At 64.8% G+C, this 19,771-nt stretch carries 5 protein-coding genes and 1 pseudogene; 4 read left to right on the top strand and 2 right to left on the bottom strand.

Annotated features, from left to right (window positions below; all coding sequences use genetic code 11):
- Positions 1-7 precede the first annotated feature (7 nt).
- Positions 8-13,405: a BapA/Bap/LapF family large adhesin gene (locus BBI10_RS21395; protein WP_065991610.1), complete on the bottom strand. Its 13,398-nt coding sequence runs from the start codon at positions 13,403-13,405 to the stop codon at positions 8-10.
- Between the two features lie 622 nt (positions 13,406-14,027).
- Between BBI10_RS21395 and BBI10_RS28080 the strand changes: the two are divergent.
- A pseudogene (locus tag BBI10_RS28080) lies at positions 14,028-14,222 on the top strand (helix-turn-helix domain-containing protein); the annotation flags it as partial.
- Positions 14,223-14,584: 362 nt separating this feature from the next.
- Here the strand turns inward: BBI10_RS28080 and BBI10_RS21405 are convergent.
- Complete coding sequence (locus tag BBI10_RS21405) at positions 14,585-16,540, bottom strand: putative bifunctional diguanylate cyclase/phosphodiesterase (protein ID WP_065991612.1); 1,956 nt, start codon at positions 16,538-16,540, stop codon at positions 14,585-14,587.
- 428 nt (positions 16,541-16,968) lie between these two features.
- Here BBI10_RS21405 and BBI10_RS21410 point away from each other — a divergent pair, with 428 nt between their 5' ends.
- The 3 genes from BBI10_RS21410 (at position 16,969) to BBI10_RS21420 (ending at position 19,557) form a co-directional block, all read left to right on the top strand.
- Entirely contained in the window at positions 16,969-17,283 is a 315-nt protein-coding gene (locus BBI10_RS21410; RefSeq protein WP_065991613.1) for a hypothetical protein, read from the top strand.
- A 395-nt stretch (positions 17,284-17,678) separates the two neighbouring features.
- On the top strand, positions 17,679-17,903 hold the full coding sequence (locus tag BBI10_RS21415) for a DUF6555 family protein (protein WP_065991749.1): 225 nt from the start codon (positions 17,679-17,681) through the stop codon (positions 17,901-17,903).
- Between the two features lie 304 nt (positions 17,904-18,207).
- Positions 18,208-19,557, top strand: a complete 1,350-nt coding sequence (locus BBI10_RS21420) for an APC family permease (RefSeq protein WP_065991614.1) — start codon at positions 18,208-18,210, stop codon at positions 19,555-19,557.
- Positions 19,558-19,771: the final 214 nt, after the last annotated feature.

Raw genomic sequence — 19,771 nt, forward strand, 5'->3', positions numbered from 1 at the left:
GGGCTGATCAGACGACGTGAATACCGTTCTGCACCCACAGATGATGGGTTGGATCTTCTTGCGGCGTGTACTGGGTGTAATCGACGCCATCGGCCTGTTGCGCGCCGCCGGCGACCCAGGTGTTGGTCATGTGCACGCTGTCCCCGCTGCCTCCCTTGATGATCAATGTGTTGCTGTCGGCCGAGGTAATGGACACCAGGTCCGCCAGGCTGATGGTCAGCGCGACGGCGCTGGTGTGGTTCAGGTCCAGCACCTCGATGTTGTGGATCCGGCTCTGCAGATCGCCCAGGTTAATGGTCGCGTCGCCCCCGGCCCACAGCAGGGTGTCGGTGCCCCTGCCGCCATCGACCGAGGCGAAATGCTGGTCGGCGATGATCAGCGTGTCGTTGCCGGCGCCGCCCTGCAGGGTGACCGCCCCACCATGGGACCCGTCCAGCGTGTCATTGCCGGCGGTGCCCTGGATCAGCTCGGCACCGGTGGTGGCGATGGCCGTGGCGCTGTGATCATCGCCGCTCGCTACGGTGGACAGCGCGGCAAACGAGGTAGTGGCGACGGCACCGGCCTGTTCCAGATCAATGGTCAGCGTCGCCGTGTCGGTGGTGCCGTTGGGGTGCTTGAGTTGGTAGGTAAAGACCTCCTCACGGCCGATGACCGCATCGGTCTGGCCCGGCGTCAGGGTGTAGGTGTAGCGCCCGTCGGCCTGCACCAGCAGCGAACCGTAGGTGCCGACAATGGTGGTGCCGTTGTAGCCCGGCGTCACGTAACTGCCGGCCGCCAGCACGTTGAGCACGGTGTACGCCGAGCCCAGCACATCAGCGCCGCCGCCGGCTGTGTCGGTGAGCAGATTGCCCGCCACCGGGGTGTAGCTGCCCACCACGAACTGATTGGTGTAGGTGGCGTCGTTGGTCAGGCTGATGTTGACCGTACTGGCGACACCGACGCCCCCGGCGGCGAGTTTGACCTGATAGCTGCCAGGTCCCTGGTCATCGAAGCGCGCGGCGTAATTGCCGCCGCCCAGATTGGCGAGCGAAGCACCACTGTAGTTCTTGACCAGCACGTACTGGCCGGTGGCGGTGTTGAGCTTGTACAGGCCCAGGGTCAGGGACCCGAGCAGGCTGAGCAGGTTGGAGGAGTTGACCACTACCGTCAGGTCACTGATCGCACCGGCCGCCACGCTGGTGGTCCATGAGCCACTGCCGCCCAGCACCGGCACGATGAACGGGCCCAGCGCCGTGGTAGTGATGACCTCCTTGTTGACCAGCGTGATGTCACTGACTGCGATGTCGTTGGTGGCATCGACCAGCAAAGCCGGGCTGGCCAGGCTGGTATCGCTCCACACCTCGGTGGCCTGTGGGCTGTCGATGCGCACGTACAGATTGGCGGTGTCGCTGAGGCCATTGGGGTGCACCAGCTGATAGCTGAAGACATCCACTTTGCCGACGCTGGTGACCGCGCCGTCGGGCCGGTAGCTGTAGTTGCCGCTGGCGTCGATGGTCAGCGTGCCGTACAGCCCTTGCACCGTCGTGCCCGCGCTGGCGGTGACGTAGCTGCCGTTTTTCAGCACCTGCAAGACAGCGCCATTGTCCGGGCCGGTCACGTCTGCCTGGCCATCAATGCCAAGGTTGGTGATGACGTTGCCGATCACGGCGGCACCGGCCACCCCGTTGAACTGGGTCAGGCTGGTGACGTCCAGCTGCAGCTGCGTGGTGACGTTGGTCACCACGCCGATCCCGGTGCTCGACACGACCAGCCGGTAATCGCCGCCCAGCAGATCGCCGATGTTCACCCGCACGCCCTGGCCGGTCAGCGCCACCAGATCGAGCAGGCCGCCGTTGCCATTGACGTCCAGGGTCACCCAATTGCCGCTGGCGTTCTTCACCTGCAGCGTATAGACCACGCCGTCGAGCAAGGACACGGCACTACCGGTGGTCAACGTCAGGGTCGGGTCGAGGCTGGTGCCGCCGTTGACCGTAAACACGAACGCCTTGGAGAAACCGGCCAACAAGGTGGTGAAGGAGTCCGCAACGTTCTGCGTGGTCTTCACCGGCACGAGGCTGACGGTGGCGGTGGCCAGGTTATCGCTGGCGATCACCGGCGTGTTGACGTCGATGTCCGGCGCGGTGACGTTGGCCACCACCGACAGGTTGCCCTTGATGTCAGTGAGGCTGACCAGCAGGGTTTCGCCGTTGATTTGCGCGGGGGCGAGGGTGACGCTGAAGATTCCCGTGGCCCCGACGGTGCCCGTCCCGAGCACCGCGCCGCCGGTGGATTTGATTTGTACCGTCGAACCGACTTCGCCCGTGCCGCTGACGGTCAGGCCATCGACGCTGACCAGCAGCGCAGTGGGTGCAGCGGGGGGTGTCAGGTCAGGCGCAATGGCGCTCGCCGAAAGCGACACGTTCCCCGCGGCATCGGCCTGGGTGATGCTCAGCACCTGGTTGTTGATCTGCGCGGTGTTCAGCGCCACCGAGAAGCTGCCGTTGGCGGCGACTGTCGCGCTGCCGAGGACGACGCCGAGTGCGTTGCGCACGGTCACGGTCGACCCCGCGACGCCGGTGCCCGTGACCACCGAGCCGCTGGCGTTGATGCTCACCGCCGTCGGTGCGACGGGGGCCGTGGTATCAGGTGCCACCAGGCTGCCGGCGGCCGACACGTTACCGGCAACGTCGACCTGACGCACCGTCAACGCCTGGCCATCCAGCTGAGCGGCATTGAGGGTGAGGCTGAACGTTCCGCCCGCGCCGACCGTGGTTGTGCCCAGCAGCGTGCCGCCGGCATTGACCACGTTGACCGTCGCGCCCACTTCACCGCTGCCGCTGAGGGTCAGTCCGTTGGCTGCCAGCACCAGGGCGGAAGGGGGATTAGGCGCCTGAATATCCGCAGCGGTGACCGTCGCCACGGCCGAGGCGTTGCCCGTCACGTCCGCTTGCTGGACGCTCAACACCTGACCGTTCAACTGGGCTGTGGAGAGCAAGACGACAAACCCGCCCGCAGCATTGACCACTGCGCTGCCGAGCACTGCGCCGGCCGCATTGGTGACACGTACGGTCGCGCCTGCCTCGCCGTTACCGCTGACTTGCAGGCCCGCGCCATTCAGGGCGACGTTGGTCAGCGCGGCGGGTGGCGTGGTGTCGACGGCGCTGAGGTTTGCCAGCAACGAGACGTTACCGGCGACGTCACGCTGACTCACCGTCAGCACCTGGCCATTGAGCTGCGCCGTCGAAAGGTTAGCCGTGAAGCTGCCGTCCAGTGCAACGGTTGCCGTGCCGAGTACGACGCCGAGGCTGCTGCGCACCGTGACCGTCGCGCCGGCTTCGCCAATCCCGGTCAGGACTGTGCCGGCGCCATTAAGCACCAGCGCTGCGGGTGCATTCGGCGCGGTGATGTCGGGTGCGGTGACCGGCAATATGCCGGACTGCAAACCCACGCTGTCGGTCTGATACGCGTTGAGCACCTGACCGTTGGCTTGCGCCGGGTTCAACAACACGCCAAACGTACCGCCGGCATTGACCACGGCGGTGCCGAGCGTAACGCCCGCGGCGGTGGTAACGGTCACCGTCGCCCCGGCTTCGCCACGTCCCGTCACCAGCGTACCGGTGGCGCTGACCGCGAGGTCGCTGAGCGCAGCCGGTGGCGTGGTGTCAGCCGCCACCACCGCAGCCGGCAACGATGCGCCACCTGCTCCGGTACTCGCCGTCACGCCAAGGCTTTCGCCGTTGGTTTGTGCGGTGTTGAGGGCCATCGTGAACGTACCGCCAGCATTGGTGGCCGCCGTCCCGAGCACGGCGCCTGTTGCGCTGTACACCGTGATGGTGGTGCCTGTTGCGGCGCTGCCGGTCACGCTCAGACCGTCGGCGCTGACCTGCAGATTGGTCGGCGCATTCGGTGGCGGGGTCACGGGCACGGTGAGGTTGAGCGTCCCGGATACATTGTTGCTGGCGTCCACCTGACCGACCGTGAGCACGTTGTTGGCCGTGACGCCAGGGGCCAGGGTGACCACGAAGGTGCCGTTGGCCGCCACTTGCCCGGTGCCGAGCGTGACGCCGAGGGAGTCTTTGACGGTCACGATCGCGCCCGCTTCACCGCGGCCTGCCAACAGCAGGTAATCGGCGCTGATGGTCAGGTTGCTGACAGGATCAGGCGCCTGAGTGTCCGGCACTGTGTAAACCAGCGGCGCGGAAGCGTTGTTGGCCGCGTCCGTTGCAGTCACGGAAATGACTTGCCCGTTGGCCTGCGCAGGATTCAGCCCGACTTCGTAACGTCCCCCGGCGTCGGTCCGCGTGGAGCCCAGCAACGTGCCGTCGGCGGACCTTACGGTCACCGTGCTGTTGGCTTCGGCAGTTCCTTGCAGAATCGTGCCATTGCCGGTCAGCGAGATGAACGTCGGAATCACTGGCGGCGTGATGTCCGGTGCGGTGACCGCCACCGGCGTCGAATCGTTAAGTGCTGCATCAACCTGCACCACCGACAGCGACTGGCCATCAAGCTGCGCGGGCGCCAGCGCAAAACTGAACGTGCCGTCCGCGCGCACGATGGCGGTGCCGGGCAACGGCGTGCCCGCCACCGACACCGTGACCGTGGCCCCGGGTTCCCCGCGGCCGCTGAGGGTCAGGCCGTCCTGGCTGACGGAGAGGTTGGTCACGGCGAGCGGATCGGTGAGGTCGTCGGCCCGGTAAACCACCGTGCCGGACACGTTGTTGGCCGCATCGGTCTGGGTGACGTTGAGCGTCTCGCCGTTGAGCTGGGCAGATGACAGCGTGACGCTGAACGAGCCGTCGGCCAACACCGTGGTGGTGCCGAGGCTGGCGCCGGTGGCACTGGTCACTTTGACCGTGGCGCCTGCTTCACCGGTGCCGGTCAGGATCAGGCCGTCGCCACTCAGCGGCGCCAGGACCGGCAGCGCGGGCGGGGTATTGTCGGGCGCGGTAACGGGCGCGCCAACGGACGGATTGCCCGCAGCATCACGTTGCACGATCGACAGCAGTTCGCCGTTGATTTGCGGCACCGACAGCGAGACCGCGAAATTGCCATCCACACCCACCACGCCGGTGCCGACGAGGTTGCCTGCCCCATCGGTGATTAACAGGCTGGCGCCTGCCTCACCGCGGCCGCTGACCACTGCGCCGGTGTCATCGATTTGCACGTTGGTGACGGGTGCGGGCGGCGTCAGGTCGGGTGAAGCCAGGGAGCCCGCAGCCGACGCATTGTTGGCGGCGTCGGTGAGCACGACAAACACCGGCTGACCGGCGTTTTGCGTCTGTGACAGGTTGATCAGGAACGTGCCATCGACGCCCACGGTGCCGGTGCCGACTAGCGTGCCATCGGCCAGGGTGATGCGCACCCCCGCACCGACTTCGCCGCTCCCACTGAGCACGCTGCCGGAAGCATTGAACTGCAGATCGGTGGCGACGGCTGGCGGGGTCAAATCCGGCGCGGTGACCGTCGCTGGCACGCTGACATTGCCGGGTGGGTCGGCCTGCTGAACGCTCAGCACTTGGCTGTTGATCTGCGGGGTGGTGAGGGTGACGCTGAACGTGCCGTCGGCCAGGACCAGGGTGGTGCCGAGCAGCGTACCGCCGGCGTCGCGGACGGTGACGGTGGCGCCGGCTTCACCGGTCCCGGTGACCACCGCACCGGCGGCGTTGATGCGCACTTTGTCCAGCGGGTCGGGCGGGGTGAAGTCCGGGGTGGTCAGGCTGGCTTGGGGTGACACGTTGCCGACGGCATCGCGTTGCACCAGCGTCAGCACTTCGGCGTTGGACAGCGCCGGGACCAGCACCAGGGTAAACGCCCCGGTGCTGCCCACCGTTGCCGTGCCGAGCACGGTGCCGAGGTCGTTGGTCACTGTGACAATTGCCCCGGCTTCACCGCGGCCGGTCAGCGTTGCGCCATCGCTGGAAATGCTTAGCTGGGTCAGGGCCAGCGGCGCCGTGGTGTCGACCGAAGTCAGGCTGGCAGGCAGGGAAATATTCCCGGCCGCGTCAGTCAGGGTCACCGCCAGCAGTTCGCCGTTGGCTTGCGGGGTGGTGAGGGCGAGCTGGAAGGTGCCATCGATGCGCACGCTGCCGGAGCCCACCAGCGCGCCGCTGGCGTTGAACACATTGACCGTGGCGCCAGGCTCACCGGTGCCCGAGAGCATCGCGCCGTCTGCCGTCACCGACAGGGCGAGCGGCGCATTCGGGGCGATCAGGTCTCTGGCGGTCAGCGCGAGGCTGGCCGATTCATTACCGGCGAGGTCGGTCTGGCTGATGCTCAGGGACTGGCCGGCAATCTGCGGCGGGTTCAGCGTCAGCGAGAAGTTGCCGTCGAGGCCCACTTGCCCGGTACCCAGGATTACCCCGCCAGCGCCGAGCACCGTCACCGTTGCGCCCGCTTCGCCGTGGCCGGTCAGGGTGAAACCGTTGGTATTGAGCACCAGATCGGTGAGCTGCCCGGGCGCGGTGACATCCGCCGCCAGGTAACCGGTGGCCAGCGAGTTGGTGCCGTCGCTGGACGTGGCGATGGCCGCAAGCGATTCACCGTTGAGCTGGGCGGCATTGAGCGGCGCGCTGAACGTGCCGTCGCCGTTGACCAGCGCCGTGCCCAGCAGCACACCCGAGGCGGTGCGGACGCTGACGGTGCTGCCGGCGTTGGCGGTACCGGTCAGGGTCAGGCCGTCTGCGCTGAGGGCGAGATTCACCGGCGCCGGTTCGGCGAGATTGCCGGGCGCAACCACCGTGCTGGCGTCGGAAGCATTGCCGGCGGCGTCGGTCTGGACCACGGTCAACGTGCCGCCGGCCACTGCCGCCGGGGTCAGGCCGAGGGTGAAGCTGCCATTGGCGGCCACGGTGGCGGTGCCCAGCGCGTTGCCGTTGGCATCGCGCACCACCACTGTCGCACCGGGCTCGCCGATACCGCCCAGGGTCAGGCCATCGGCGCTGACCGCGAGGTTGCTGACGGCGGCGGGCGCGACGGTGTCGGCGGCTTGGTAAGGCGCCGCCACCGAGACATTGCCGGCCGCATCAGTGGCCGTGACACTGAGGCTCTGGCCGTTGAGTTGGGGGCTGGACAGGGTGACCTGGAACACACCATTGGCCCCGGCGACGCCTGAACCCAGCACGTTGCCGGCCGCGTCGCGCACGGTGACGGTGCTGCCGGCTTCGGCGTTACCTGCCAGTTGCGCGCCGCTGCCGCTCAGCAGCAGAGCGGTCGGACTGTCCGGTGCCGTGAGGTCGACGGACGTCACGTTGACCGCCGTCGAGACGTTGCCGGGCGGGTCTTCCTGGGTGACGGTCAGCACTTCGGCATTGAGCTGCGCGGTCGTCAGCGTGACGCTGAACGCGCCATTCGCAGCCACCAGCGCCGTGCCCAACAGGGCACCGCCAGCCGTGCGCACCGATACCGTCGCGCCAGGTTCGCCCCGGCCGGTCACGGTCAGGCCGTCAGCGTTCACCGCCACTTGGGTGAGGGCAGCGGGCGGGCTGATGTCCGGCGCTGTGAGGTTGATCGACGGCGAGACATTGCCGCTCGGGTCGGTCTGGCTGATGTCCAGGGCCTGGCCGTTAGTCGGCGCAGGGGCGAGGGTCACGGTAAAGGTGCCGTCACTGGCCACAAGGGCGGTGCCAAGCAACGTGCCGGTGATGTCGAGGACTCTAACAGTCGCACCGGCCTCACCGGTGCCGGTCAGTGTGCTGCCGTTGGCGCTGATCAGCAGGTTCTGCAGCAGCGACGGCGGGGTGGTGTCCACCGTGGTCAGGCTTGCGACGCCCGAGACGTTGCCCGCCGCGTCGGTCAGGGTGACGGACAGCGGTTCACCGGTGGTCACGGCGTTCGGCAGCGTGACCTGGAACTGGCCGCTCTGGTTGACGATGCCGGTGGCGAGAACGTTGCCGGCGGCATCACGAATGGTCACGGTCGCGCCGGCTTCACCAACGCCGTTGACCACGGTGCCGACGTTGTTGATGGTCACACCGGTGGCGGCATCGGGCGCCTTCAGGTCCGGCGCACTGATGCTGCCGGTTTGCGACACGTTGCCCGCCAGGTCGGTTTGCGTGGCGGTGAGCGGCTGGGCGTCCAGTTGGGGCGGCGTCAGTGCGATGACGAACGTGCCATTGGGCGCAACCGTGCCGGCGCCCAGCACGGCGCCGCCACTGTTTGTAATGGTCACCGTCGCGCCGGCTTCACCGCGCCCGGTGACGGCGCTGCCATCGCCATTGATGGTCAGACCCGCCGGCGCATCGGGTGCCGTGAGGTCATTGGCGACCACCAGCGCGGTGACCGAGGTGTGGCCTGCGTCATCGGTCGAGACGACGTGCAAACTCTGCGCGTTCAATTGAGCGAAACGCATCAGGATGCTAAAGCGGCCAAAGCTGTTGACCCTGCCGCTGCCCAGGCTGACGCCGTTGCTGTCGAGGATGTTCACCGTGCTGCCTGGAGTTGCGGCGCCGGTGAGAATATAGCCGTCGCTGCTTACGGCGAGGTCGCTGGGGGTCGCCAGCTGGGTGCCGTCCGGCCCTGGGAGGGTGACCGCGTTGGAGGCGTTGCCGATGGCGTCGGTGCTGATGACGTCAACGTTGGTGTTGTTTGCAGCAGGCGGAATAAGGCCGATAACAAACGTACCGTCCTGGCCAACCGTGCCGGTGCCGAGCACGACATTGCCCGGCCCGCGAACGGTGACGGTGGTGCCGGGTTCGCCGACCCCGGAAACGTTCGCGCCGTCCGGGCTGATCGCCAGATTCGTCACATCGACCGGTCGGGTGGTGTCAGGTGCGAGCACCGGGGTCGCCAGCGAATCGTTGGCACCATCGGTGGCGACCACTTGCACCGTCTCGCCGTTGCTCAGGATCGGCGCAACATTAAAGATGAAAATCCCGTCCGTCCCGGCAACGGCAGTGCCGATCTGAACGCCAGCGGCATCGAGAATTCTCACCGAGCCACCGGGCACGGTGGTGCCGGTCAACAGCCCGGCGGCATCCAGCGTCAGGCCGCTTGGCACGGGCGGCGCGGTGAGGTCGGGTGCCGTGACCGAACCGGCCAGCGAGGGCAGGGTGCTGGCGTCGGTCTGGGTCACGCTCAACACCTGACCGTCCAGCTGCGGCGGGCTCAGGGTCACCGCGAAAATGCCGTTGGTTCCCACGATGGCCGAGCCCAGCAGAGTCCCGCTGACATCCCGCACTTGAACGGTATCGCCCGCAACGCCTGTTCCGGAAACGGTCAGGCCGTCGTTGCTGATGGTAATCCCGGTGGGCGCGCCCGGCGCAGTGGTGTCTGGCGCGTTGAGCGAGGAGGCGGGGGAGATGTTGCCGGCGGCGTCGGTCTGCTTGACCAGCAGCACCTGGCCGTCGGCCTGGATCGCGTTGAGGAGGACGTCGAAGCGGCCGTTCAGCGGGTCGGCCGTGGCGGTGCCCAGCACGTTGCCATTGACGTCGAGCACGTTGACGGTGGCGCCGGGCTCGCCCTGGCCGCTGAGCGTCAGGCCATCGGTGCCAAGAATGAGGCCGGTGGGGGCGTCGGGGGCCTGGATGTCCGCCGCCAGCAATGGCGTGGCGGGAGAGGCCAGGGCCGAGCCGTCGACTTGCGTGACGCTCAGGGGCTGATTGTTGATCTGCGCGCTGGAAAGCGTCACTTCAAAGCGCCCGTCACTGCCGACCACCGCGCTGCCCAGCGTTGCGCCGAGGTCATCCTTGACGGTGACGGTGGCGCCGCTCTGGCCGTTACCGGTGACGATCAAACCGTTGGCCGACAGATTGAGGTTGGTCACAGCTCCCGGTGCGATGACGTCGGGCGCCGTGACCGGAGCGGCTACCGACTGGTTGCCTGCAGCGTCGATCTGGGTGACTTGCAACAACTGACCGTCGGTTTGAGCGGTCGTCAGGGTCAGGGAGAAGCTGCCGTCGGGGCCGGCCTGGCCGCTGCCAATGACGTTGCCGGCCGCATCTCGCACCGTGAGGCTTGCGCCGGCTTCACCGGTACCGGTGAGGACCAGGCCCGTGCCGTCGAGGACAACGCCGGTCAGCGACGCAGGCGCCTGGGTGTCGGGGGTGATGAAGCTTACCGACGGTGGCAGGTTGCCGGTGCCGTCACTGGCGCCGATCAGCAGGGTCTGGCCGTTGTTCTGCGGGCTGTTCAGCGTCACGCTGAAGCGACCGTCGGCGGCAGCGATCGCCGTGCCGAGCACCGTGCCGTCGAGGGTGGTGACGGTGATCGTTGCCCCGGCCTCGCCGGTGCCGGTCAGCGTTGTGCCGCTGGCGTCGATGCTGATCGCAGCGGGCTGCAGCGGGCCGTCGAGGTCCGGTGCGCTGACGGGGGTGGCAAGGGACGGATTTCCGGCAGCGTCGCTCAGCACCACCTGCAATGCCTGGCCATTGGTTTGAGCAGAAGCGAGCGTGACGGTGAAGTTGCCGGTTGCGGACGTCACGCCGGTGCCGATGACAATGCCAAGGACGTCCCGTACCGAAACGGTCGCACCGGGTTCGCCACGGCCGGTCAGGGTCAGGCCGTTATTGGCCACGCTGAGATCGCTGGCAGCGGAAGGACCGGTGACGTCGGGCGCGGTGACGGGAACGGTGACCGAGCTTTCGCCCTGAACGTCGACCGCGACCACGTCGAGCACTTCGCCGTTGGCCAGGCCCGGGTTGAGCACCACGGTGAAGCTGCCATTGCCGCCCACGGTCGCACTGCCGAGCAGCACGCCGTTGGCATCGCGCACCTGGACCACCGAACCGGCGCTCGCGGTGCCGGTCAGCTGGGTGCCGTCGCCATTGATGACCAGACCGGAAGGCGTGGTCGGGCCGATGGCGTCGGGCGCCGTGACCGCCAGCACGGTGGACGGCAGGCCTGCGCTGTCGGTCTGGATGACTTGCACCAGATCGCCGGGGTTGACCGGTGGAGTCAGGGTGGTGGCGAAGGTGCCATTGGCGCCGACGACCACCGTGGCGATTGGCGTGCCGTTGGCCACGAAGGTCACTGTCGCGCCGGCTTCTCCTTTACCCGAGACCTGCGTGCCGTCCGCGCTGATCACCACATCGGTGACCTGGGCGGGGGGCGTGGTGTCGGCGACGGTCAGCTCGGCGGAGGCGGAGTTGCCCGCCGAGTCCGTGGCGCTGACGTTGAGTTTTTCGCCATTGAGTTGCGCGATGTCCAGGGTCACGCTGAAGGTGCCGTCGAGACCGGCGCGGGCGACGCCAATAACTGCCCCCGACGCAGTGCGCACGAGGATGCGAGCGCCCGCTTCGGCAACACCTGTAAGGATCAGGCCGTCGGCCGACAGGACGAAATTCGAAGGCGTCACCGGCGCGGTGGTGTCCGGTGCTTGCAGTGCCACGTTGGCGGAGATGTTGCCGGCGGCATCGGTCAGGGTGAGCTGCAGCAACTGACCGGCGATTTGTGACGCGTTCAGGGTGATGTTGAACAACCCGTCAGTGCCCACGACGGCCGTGCCGAGCACGTTGCCGATTGCATCGATGACGCTGGCGATACTGCCGGCTTCGCCACGGCCACTGACGATCAAGCCATTGCCGCTGATCGCGATGCCGGTCGGCGCATCCGGCGGCGTCACGTCCCCGCTGGGGGGCGTGACGTCGATGTCCGGCGCCAGCGCCTGAGCCGGCGGGGAGACGTTGCCGGCGGCGTCGACCGCATTCACGGTCAGCGACTGGCCATTGGTTTGCGCGGGGCTGAGCCCAAGGCTGAAAGTGCCGTCCGCTGCGACGATTCCGCTGCCCAGCAGGGTGCCGTCGGCGGCGCGCACCTGAATGGTCGCGCCGACTTCGCCGGAACCGGTAATGCGCGTGCCATCAGCGCTGACGGTAAGGTTGGCCGGCGCATCGGGTGGCGTGGTGTCGCCAGGCGGGGTGATATCGATGTCCGGCGCCAGCGCCTGAGCCGGCGGGGAGACGTTGCCGGCGGCGTCGACCGCATTCACGGTCAGCGACTGGCCGTCGGTTTGCGCAGGGTTGAGCCCGAGGCTGAAAGTGCCGTCCGCTGCGACGATGCCGCTGCCCAGCAGGGTGCCATCGGCGGCGCGCACTTGGATGGTGGCGCCGACTTCGCCGGAGCCTGTGATGCGCGTGCCATCGGCGCTGACGGCAAGGTTGGCCGGCGCATCGGGTGGCGTGGTGTCGCCGGGCGGGGTGATATCGATGTCCGGCGCCAGCGCCTGAGCCGGCAGGGAGGCGTTGCCGGCGGCGTCGACCGCATTCACGGTCAGCGACTGGCCGTCGGTTTGCGCAGGGTTGAGCCCGAGGCTGAAAGTCCCGTCCGCTGCGACGATGCCGCTGCCCAGCAGGGTGCCGTCGGCGGCGCGCACTTGGATGGTGGCGCCGACTTCGCCGGAACCGGTAACGCGCGTGCCATCGGCGCTGACGGCAAGGTTGGCCGGCGCATCGGGTGGCGTGGTGTCGCCGGGCGGGGTGATATCGATGTCCGGCGCCAGCGCCTGAGCCGGCAGGGAGGCGTTGCCGGCGGCGTCGACCGCATTCACGGTCAGCGACTGGCCGTCGGTTTGCGCAGGGTTGAGCCCGAGGCTGAAAGTCCCGTCCGCTGCGACGATGCCGCTGCCCAGCAGGGTGCCGTCGGCGGCGCGCACTTGGATGGTGGCGCCGACTTCGCCGGAACCGGTAACGCGCGTGCCATCGGCGCTGACGGCAAGGTTGGCCGGCGCATCGGGTGGCGTAGTGTCGCCAGGCGGGGTGATATCGATGTCCGGTGCCAGCGCTTGAGCCGGCGGGGAGACGTTTCCAGCCGCGTCGACCGCATCAACGGTCAGTGATTGGCCGTCGGTTTGCGGTGGGTTGAGCGACAGGCTGAATGTTCCGTCTGCCGCCGCGGTACCGCTGCCGAGCAGGGTGCCAGCGTTGTTGCGAACCCGAACGGTCGCGCCGGCTTCACTGATGCCGGTCAGGGACGTCCCGTCTGCACTGACCAGCAGATTGCTCGGGGCCACGGGAGCTGACGTGTCAGCGGCATTTCCACCGCCGCCACCACCACCTCCACCTGCGACCCCGCCCGCTGCTGCCGCCGCACCGCCCGCGCCCAACAGACCCAGCCCGGCAATCGCAAAGGTGGGGGTCGTCCCCCCCACCACGCCGGCTCCGGCGATGAGCTCATCCAGAGAGCTGACTTCGTCGAAGGTAAAGCCGGTGAAGGACTGAGCGTCGTACTGCGCCTGCCACAGGGTGCCGTCTTCGCCCTGAAACACCATGTCGCTGGTGGGGCCTTCCGGCGCGGTACTGAAGAAGTTGGCAACTTTGACCTGTTCGCCATTCTTCAAATTAACCACCAGGTCTTGCCCATTTCGGGAGACCGAAGCGACTTGGCTGGGTGGAACGGGCATTTGAACAATGGAGGGTGAATTGAGTGAAAGATCGCCCCACGTGTTGGCAGTAAGTTCGGAGGTTGCTTTATTGGCTACAACAATATTGTCCATTCTGACAGTCCTTTTCTTCGCTTTTAGCACTACAACGACGCGGGTAATGGCGTGTCATACCAGCCACCTGATTCATCGAGTCAGGCGCAGCTTTGTTTCTTGTTAGGCGTGACGCTGTTTGCCAATAATTTAGATCGGATCTATTCGAGATCAATGGAAAATACTTTGACGTTTATCGATATGACGAAATGGATATGACGTAAGCCATTGCTACGTCAGCAAAAAATGTGAGTTAGATATCGATCTACCGATCGTCGGCGGTTTTAAGCAAATGTGCTCGTACGAGTGGAAAACGTTTGCGCGTTACAGTCGATTAGTTGAAGCGCCACTGTCGCTGTCGGGACTGGGTGGATCTCCTTGCGCATATTCACCTGAATGTGCAAACGCTGAAGGACGTGCTGCGTTTAATATTTCACGACGGCGGGCAGGGGGGGGCAGGCTCAGTCTCGGTACCCGATGATCGAGGTGCCGGCCAAATACTTGTTCGCTGATGTTGCAAAGGCTGTAAGGTGGTGAGTTAACACCGTACGAGGCTATTTCGCTCATTCAGGAAGCTCGCACTCCAGCCCCCCATTGCACCCACCGCTCCCTCGCGTGGCGTGAATTCAGCAGGAGTTTGCTCATGGAAAAGCTTGGATCGCGTTTGAGAAAAGAACGCAAACGGTTGGGGCTGACGCAAATCGCGTTCGCCAGAATTGGCGGCGTCGAACCCAACGCCCAGGGTCACTATGAAAGTGGCCATCGCTCACCCAAGGCCGATTACCTTCAGCGCGTCTGTGATGCTGGCGTCGACATGCATTATCTGTTCTCCGGCAACACCCTGCTGGGCACTGCGGACAGACTGGATGCCGAGGATCAGACGTCTTCAGGCAGAACGCTCCCCAGCAATAACCGCGAAGTGATCATTTCAAATCGCAATGCGGTGGGCATTCTGGGCACGCTGCACCAGACCCTCAACGACACGACCCAGGTCATCGCCGACGTCGCCACCTCTTTCAGCACGCGCCACGTTGACACCCGCGAAGAGCAGTTTGCCGCTCAGGTGCGGGACTTCCAGGAAGACTCACGCCGCTTCATCGGCCTGGCCATGATGAAAGTCCAGCAAAGCGCCTGATTGGCAACGCCCGGTGCCTTCCTGTCAGCAGCGATGAGCGCCGCTGTTGCCCTCCCAGGCCGATTTCACAGAACAACCGCCGCCACGGGCATGCTCGGCGTTGAGCCGATCCACTCCAGCGTCTGCTCAAGGGGCATCGGCCTGGAGAACAGGTAGCCCTGAACCAGCGTGCAGCCGAGGGTCCGCAACGCCTCCAGCTCCGCCTCGGTTTCAACACCTTCGCTGACGCACTGCAATTCCATGTCCTGACTCAGGGCCAGCAATGATTTGACGATCTTGAAACTGGCGGCGTTTTGGTGAATGTCGGTGATGAACGAGCGATCGATTTTCAGCTTGGTCAGCGGCAAGGCGTGGAGCTGGCTCAGGCTTGAGTAGCCGGTGCCGAAGTCGTCCAGGGAAATGCCGCAACCCAGTTCACGAAACGCATTGATCGCCCGTTGTGCCTGAACGAGGTCTTTGATGACGGCGGTTTCAGTGATCTCCAGGTCCAGCCGCGAGGCGTCGAATCCGCTCTGGCGGATCACCTTGATCAACTGTTCGACAGCGTCCATCGACGAGCAATCGTGGGCCGACAGGTTGAACGCCAGCCGGACATCGGCCGGCCATAACTGCGCCGCGTGCAGCGCTTTCTCAAGCAGCGGCGGCGTCAGTCGGTTGATCAGGCCAATTCGCTCGGCCACGCCGATGAAGTGCCCTGGCGCGACGCTGCCCAGCTTTGGACTCACCCACCGGGCCAGCGCTTCGAACGCCACCGTTCTGGAGGTGCGGATGTCGACGATCGGCTGAAACACCAGGGTGAATTCTTCCGCAACATTGGCCTGGCGCAGGCCCTGCTCGGTCAGCATGTCGCGCTTGAGGCGCTGATGCTGACTCGGCGAGAAAATGCACAGCTCGCCAGGTGTTTCGCGCTTGCTGGTATAGAGCGCGTAATCGGCGAATTCATACGCCTCGGTCGAGTTGCTCGCCAGGTCCGGAAACACCACCAGACCCATGGAGGCGCTGATGCTGACGTGAATATCGCCGATCACGAAGGGCTGACGCATGGCGCGGCACAGCGACTCACCCTGTTTGATCAACTCACTTTCGTCACCGGCCCTGACGATGATGAGCCCGAACTCATCGCCGCCCAGTCGGGCCACGTGCAGTTGCTCGCTGGCAAACGCCCGCAATCGCTGGCCGACCTGACGCAACAGCTTGTCGCCTATGCCGTGGCCATAAGAGTCGTTGATCGGCTTGAAACCGTCCAGATCGATCATCCCCACCGCCAGACGCGTGTCGCCGTGCCGCGCCTGTTTGAGCGCACGATCGAGCAAGGTGAAAAACTGCCGTCGGTTGGGCAGGCCGGTCAGGCTGTCTTCGTTGGCCAGCCGTTGATTGTCGTCGCTGAGCTTTTCCGTGCGGATCTGCATGTTCACCAGCCGGGTGAACTCGCCGTAGTGGTTCTGCAGCACCACGATCATCGCCAGCGAGACGAGGAACACGTTGGCGGCCATGGCGGTGTAGGTAGCGTTGCCGGCATTGGCAAAAAACGCCACGAAGGCGATGTTGACCACCGCCGTGGTCATCATCGCCGAGGAGGGCAGGTGCATCAGGCAGAAGATGCAGACGATCACCGTGATCGCCATATAGAAGGCCACATGGGACTTGGTGTAGGTGTCACCGTAGGGAAACAGCAACAGCGCCCAGATCGTGAAGCCGAACGCAATGACCACCGTGACCTGATTGGTGCGGGTCAGTTTCTTGAAGATCTGCTCGGTGGTCAGGGTCTGACTGCGGCTCTGCCACCAGAGGACCGCGCGTACGGTACCCACCAGGGTCAGCAACAGCGGGATGTACACCGTCAGCCACAGCGGCGCGACGCCGTAATGGGTGGCGGCCAGGGCCAGAGTATTGATCAGCAGAATGACGTACATCATCGGCAGCTGCCTGGACAGCGCGATGTATTGCGCTTCCATCAGTCGCGTGTTGTCTCGCTGGACGCAGACCAGCGCTTTCAATCGATCTAGAGACGGGAATTTCATAAATAGGGACCCAACGCGCGCAATTTCAAAAGAACGACCACCCCACAACTTGCAGCGCTGCAAAACGTTATGACTGTCCCGGGCTATCGGCGGCGCGGTGAGATTCTGTAACAGCGTGGTGCTTGCCACCCGGGCGTTTTATCACCGTGGGCTCTTGGCTGCCGGGCCTGCGTTGAAGAGTGGGGCGTAGGGGGAGGCAACTTGCTACGGGGCGAGTTGCGTTGCTACGGCCTACCCATTGGAACGGATGTCCGCGTGGATGGGTTCAGCCTGACCAGGGCTCGGCTGACGAACGGCGCAACGAACGAAGCGACGACAGGGCCTGTATCAACGGGGCGCCGATCTGACGGGGTCGCTGAATCATTCGCTGCCGCCCCAGTCAATGCTATTGACCATCTTCTATAACGATCAGGAAAAGGGACACGTTCATGTTAGCGCGCGGCGATGTTTATAACGAGTGGACGCAATCACCAGCGAGTGATGAGAACTATACCGAAGCGGCGGAGAATGGCTGTCAGCTGGAGGTCCGGGCGCGGGCCAATGGCGACACCCTTGACGTTATGGTTTGCGTTTATGCCGCTGATGGCGAAAGGGTGGTGGAACATCTGGAGAGTCTTCCGGCGTCCGGATGGACCGTCGAGCAAGGGCTTGTCAGGGGACGTGACCAAGCCGAGCGTATTGCCGCAGGTGACTCCGACGGCCTGCCGTTAATTGCTGATATCCGAAACTATTCGAATGAATGATTAGCGTCCGCCGACGCACTTAATACATCTTTTTGGTGGGTGCGCTAGATCAACTAACGCGTTGAAACAGCCATTAAACCGCTCGTCTCGAAATTTCAAATTCGCGATGAACATCCTTCAGCCAACTACGGTCAACTTTTTAACGGGCCATTGTATGGCCTGTTTTATTGGCATGCATTGAATCAATGTTCTTAGCGTCCCGGTTATAACGCGGCCTGCAGCCGCCCTTGAAAGCCTGAGGCCTCGATAATGGAGACTTTCAATGCGGTCATCCCCTTAGAAGAAGCTGCCACAGGCTGATCCCTGGTCTGCAGCTCCACCCTGCGCGGTGAGTCAGTCGTCCACCCAGATGGAACCCAAACAACGAAATCGACCCTGTGAACGAGATCAAGACCATGCAACATACCCAACACTACCGCATTGAATACCTTTTCCATGGCAAGCCACGATGGTTCTACGTGTGCGCCAGGCAAATGGATAACGCTGGGGCGTGGCACTGGGCTGCAGTGGACGCTGGAGTGGCCGACATCCCCAAGTACCGGAGTGACAGAGCCATCAAACTCTCCAAGCCCAAGGCCGAGCGATTGGGCATCGATGCGGTGAGCTGGAAGTCGGCTTGATTCAGACTTTTCCCCATGGGCTACGTGTTGATTGAAGGGCGCGCGATCTAACTAAAGCCGCCCCTTGAACCTTGTTAGATCCCGTTGAAACTTGCCTGCCTGTTCCAGGCTTATAGCCGGTCCTCTGTGGAAAATTCCCGTGCAGGACCGGCGTTAGTCGGGAAGAGATGAGTGGTCTGAATCTTACACCGCTTTAAGATCACCGCTGATCGTTCCGACATTCCCACAGCCAAAACTTCCGGCGTCCAATCGGGTCAGCCTTAGACTCAAATCCCGAACCCCGCCACACCGCCGGAGCCAGCCCATGACATCGCAGCCGCCACAACCGAGCCCAGCACTGAAACGCGCGATTACCGGGCCGATGCTCTTGCTGTTCATCCTCGGCGACGTGCTGGGCGCCGGGGTGTACGCCCTGGCCGGGACCATCGCCGGTGAAGTGGGCGGGGCGATCTGGGTGCCGCTGCTCATCGCCCTGTGCTTCGCCATGCTCACCGCAGGCTCTTACGCCGAACTGGTCACCAAATACCCTCACGCCGGCGCTTCAGCCGTGTTTGCCGGCAAGGCGTTCAAATCGCCCTTGATCTCTTTTCTGGTGGGCTTCTGCATGCTGGCAGCGGGCGTGACCAGCGCCGCAGGGTTGTCGCTGGCGTTCGCTGGCGATTACATGGCGCCCTTCATCGACCTGCCACCCCATATCGTGGCGTTGATCTTCCTGGTGGTCATCGCCTTGCTCAACGCCCGCGGCATTAAAGAATCGCTGTCCGCCAACCTGGTGATGACGGTGATCGAAGTCTCGGGCCTGCTGTTGGTGATCATCGCGGCGGTCTGGTTCTTCCGCTCCGGCAACGGTGATTTGTCCCGCGCCGTGCAATTCAAGGAGGGCGTCAACCCCGCGTTTGCGGTGCTCGGCGCGGCGTTGCTGGCGTTTTATTCGTTCGTCGGCTTCGAGACCTCGGCCAATCTGGCGGAGGAGGTGCGCAACGTGCGCACGGTCTACCCTCGCGCGTTGTTCGGTGCGCTGCTGATCGCCGGCGCGATCTACATGGGCGTCGGTATCGCGGCCGCCACCGTCATGCCCATCGAGCAGTTGGTGCATTCCTCGGCACCGTTGCTGGAAGTGGTCAAAGCGTCGAACCTCGGCATTCCTCCACGGCTGTTCGCCTTTATTGCGCTGGTGGCCGTGGCCAATGGCGCGTTGTTGACCATGATCATGTCCAGCCGCCTGGCATATGGCATGTCTCGCCAGGGCCTGCTGCCCAGCGCGCTGTCGAACGTGCTGCCTGAGCGGCGGACGCCGTGGGTGGCCATCGTCGCGACGACAGTGGTCGCGATCATCCTCACCCTGACCGGCTCGCTGGCAACACTGGCGGAAACCGTGGTCCTGCTGCTGTTGTTCGTGTTCATCAGTACCAACCTGGCCGTGCTGGTCCTGCGCAAGGACACCGTCGAGGCTGACCACTTTCGCGTGCCGACCTGGGTGCCGGTTCTGGCGATCGTGTCATGCCTGATTTTGCTGACCCAGCAAAGCGCCGAAACCTGGCTGCGCGCCGGGGCACTGATGTTGGTGGGGGTGGCGCTGTATTTCCTTGCGCGAGTGGGCGGAACGCGACCTGCGTTCAATACCCATACGGTGGACGCCGACGCCGAGTACTGATCTGGCGCCATGGGGATCGGCGGCGCAATGTTGCCGATCTCTGCCGCATCTACCAACACCCTGCCGGACCTTGAACTTCCCGATCATTCCCCATCGCCATCATGCGCAAGAAGTTGCGCAGTGGGCCGCCCCTGACTGCCTGCTTAGCGCCCTGCATGGGGCGTCGTTTATCGCGTGCAGAGGAATGCGCAAGAAGTTGCGCAGGGGTGCGCAA

The sequence above is a fragment of the Pseudomonas graminis genome (assembly GCF_001705435.1).
GTDB lineage: Bacteria > Pseudomonadota > Gammaproteobacteria > Pseudomonadales > Pseudomonadaceae > Aquipseudomonas > Aquipseudomonas graminis_B.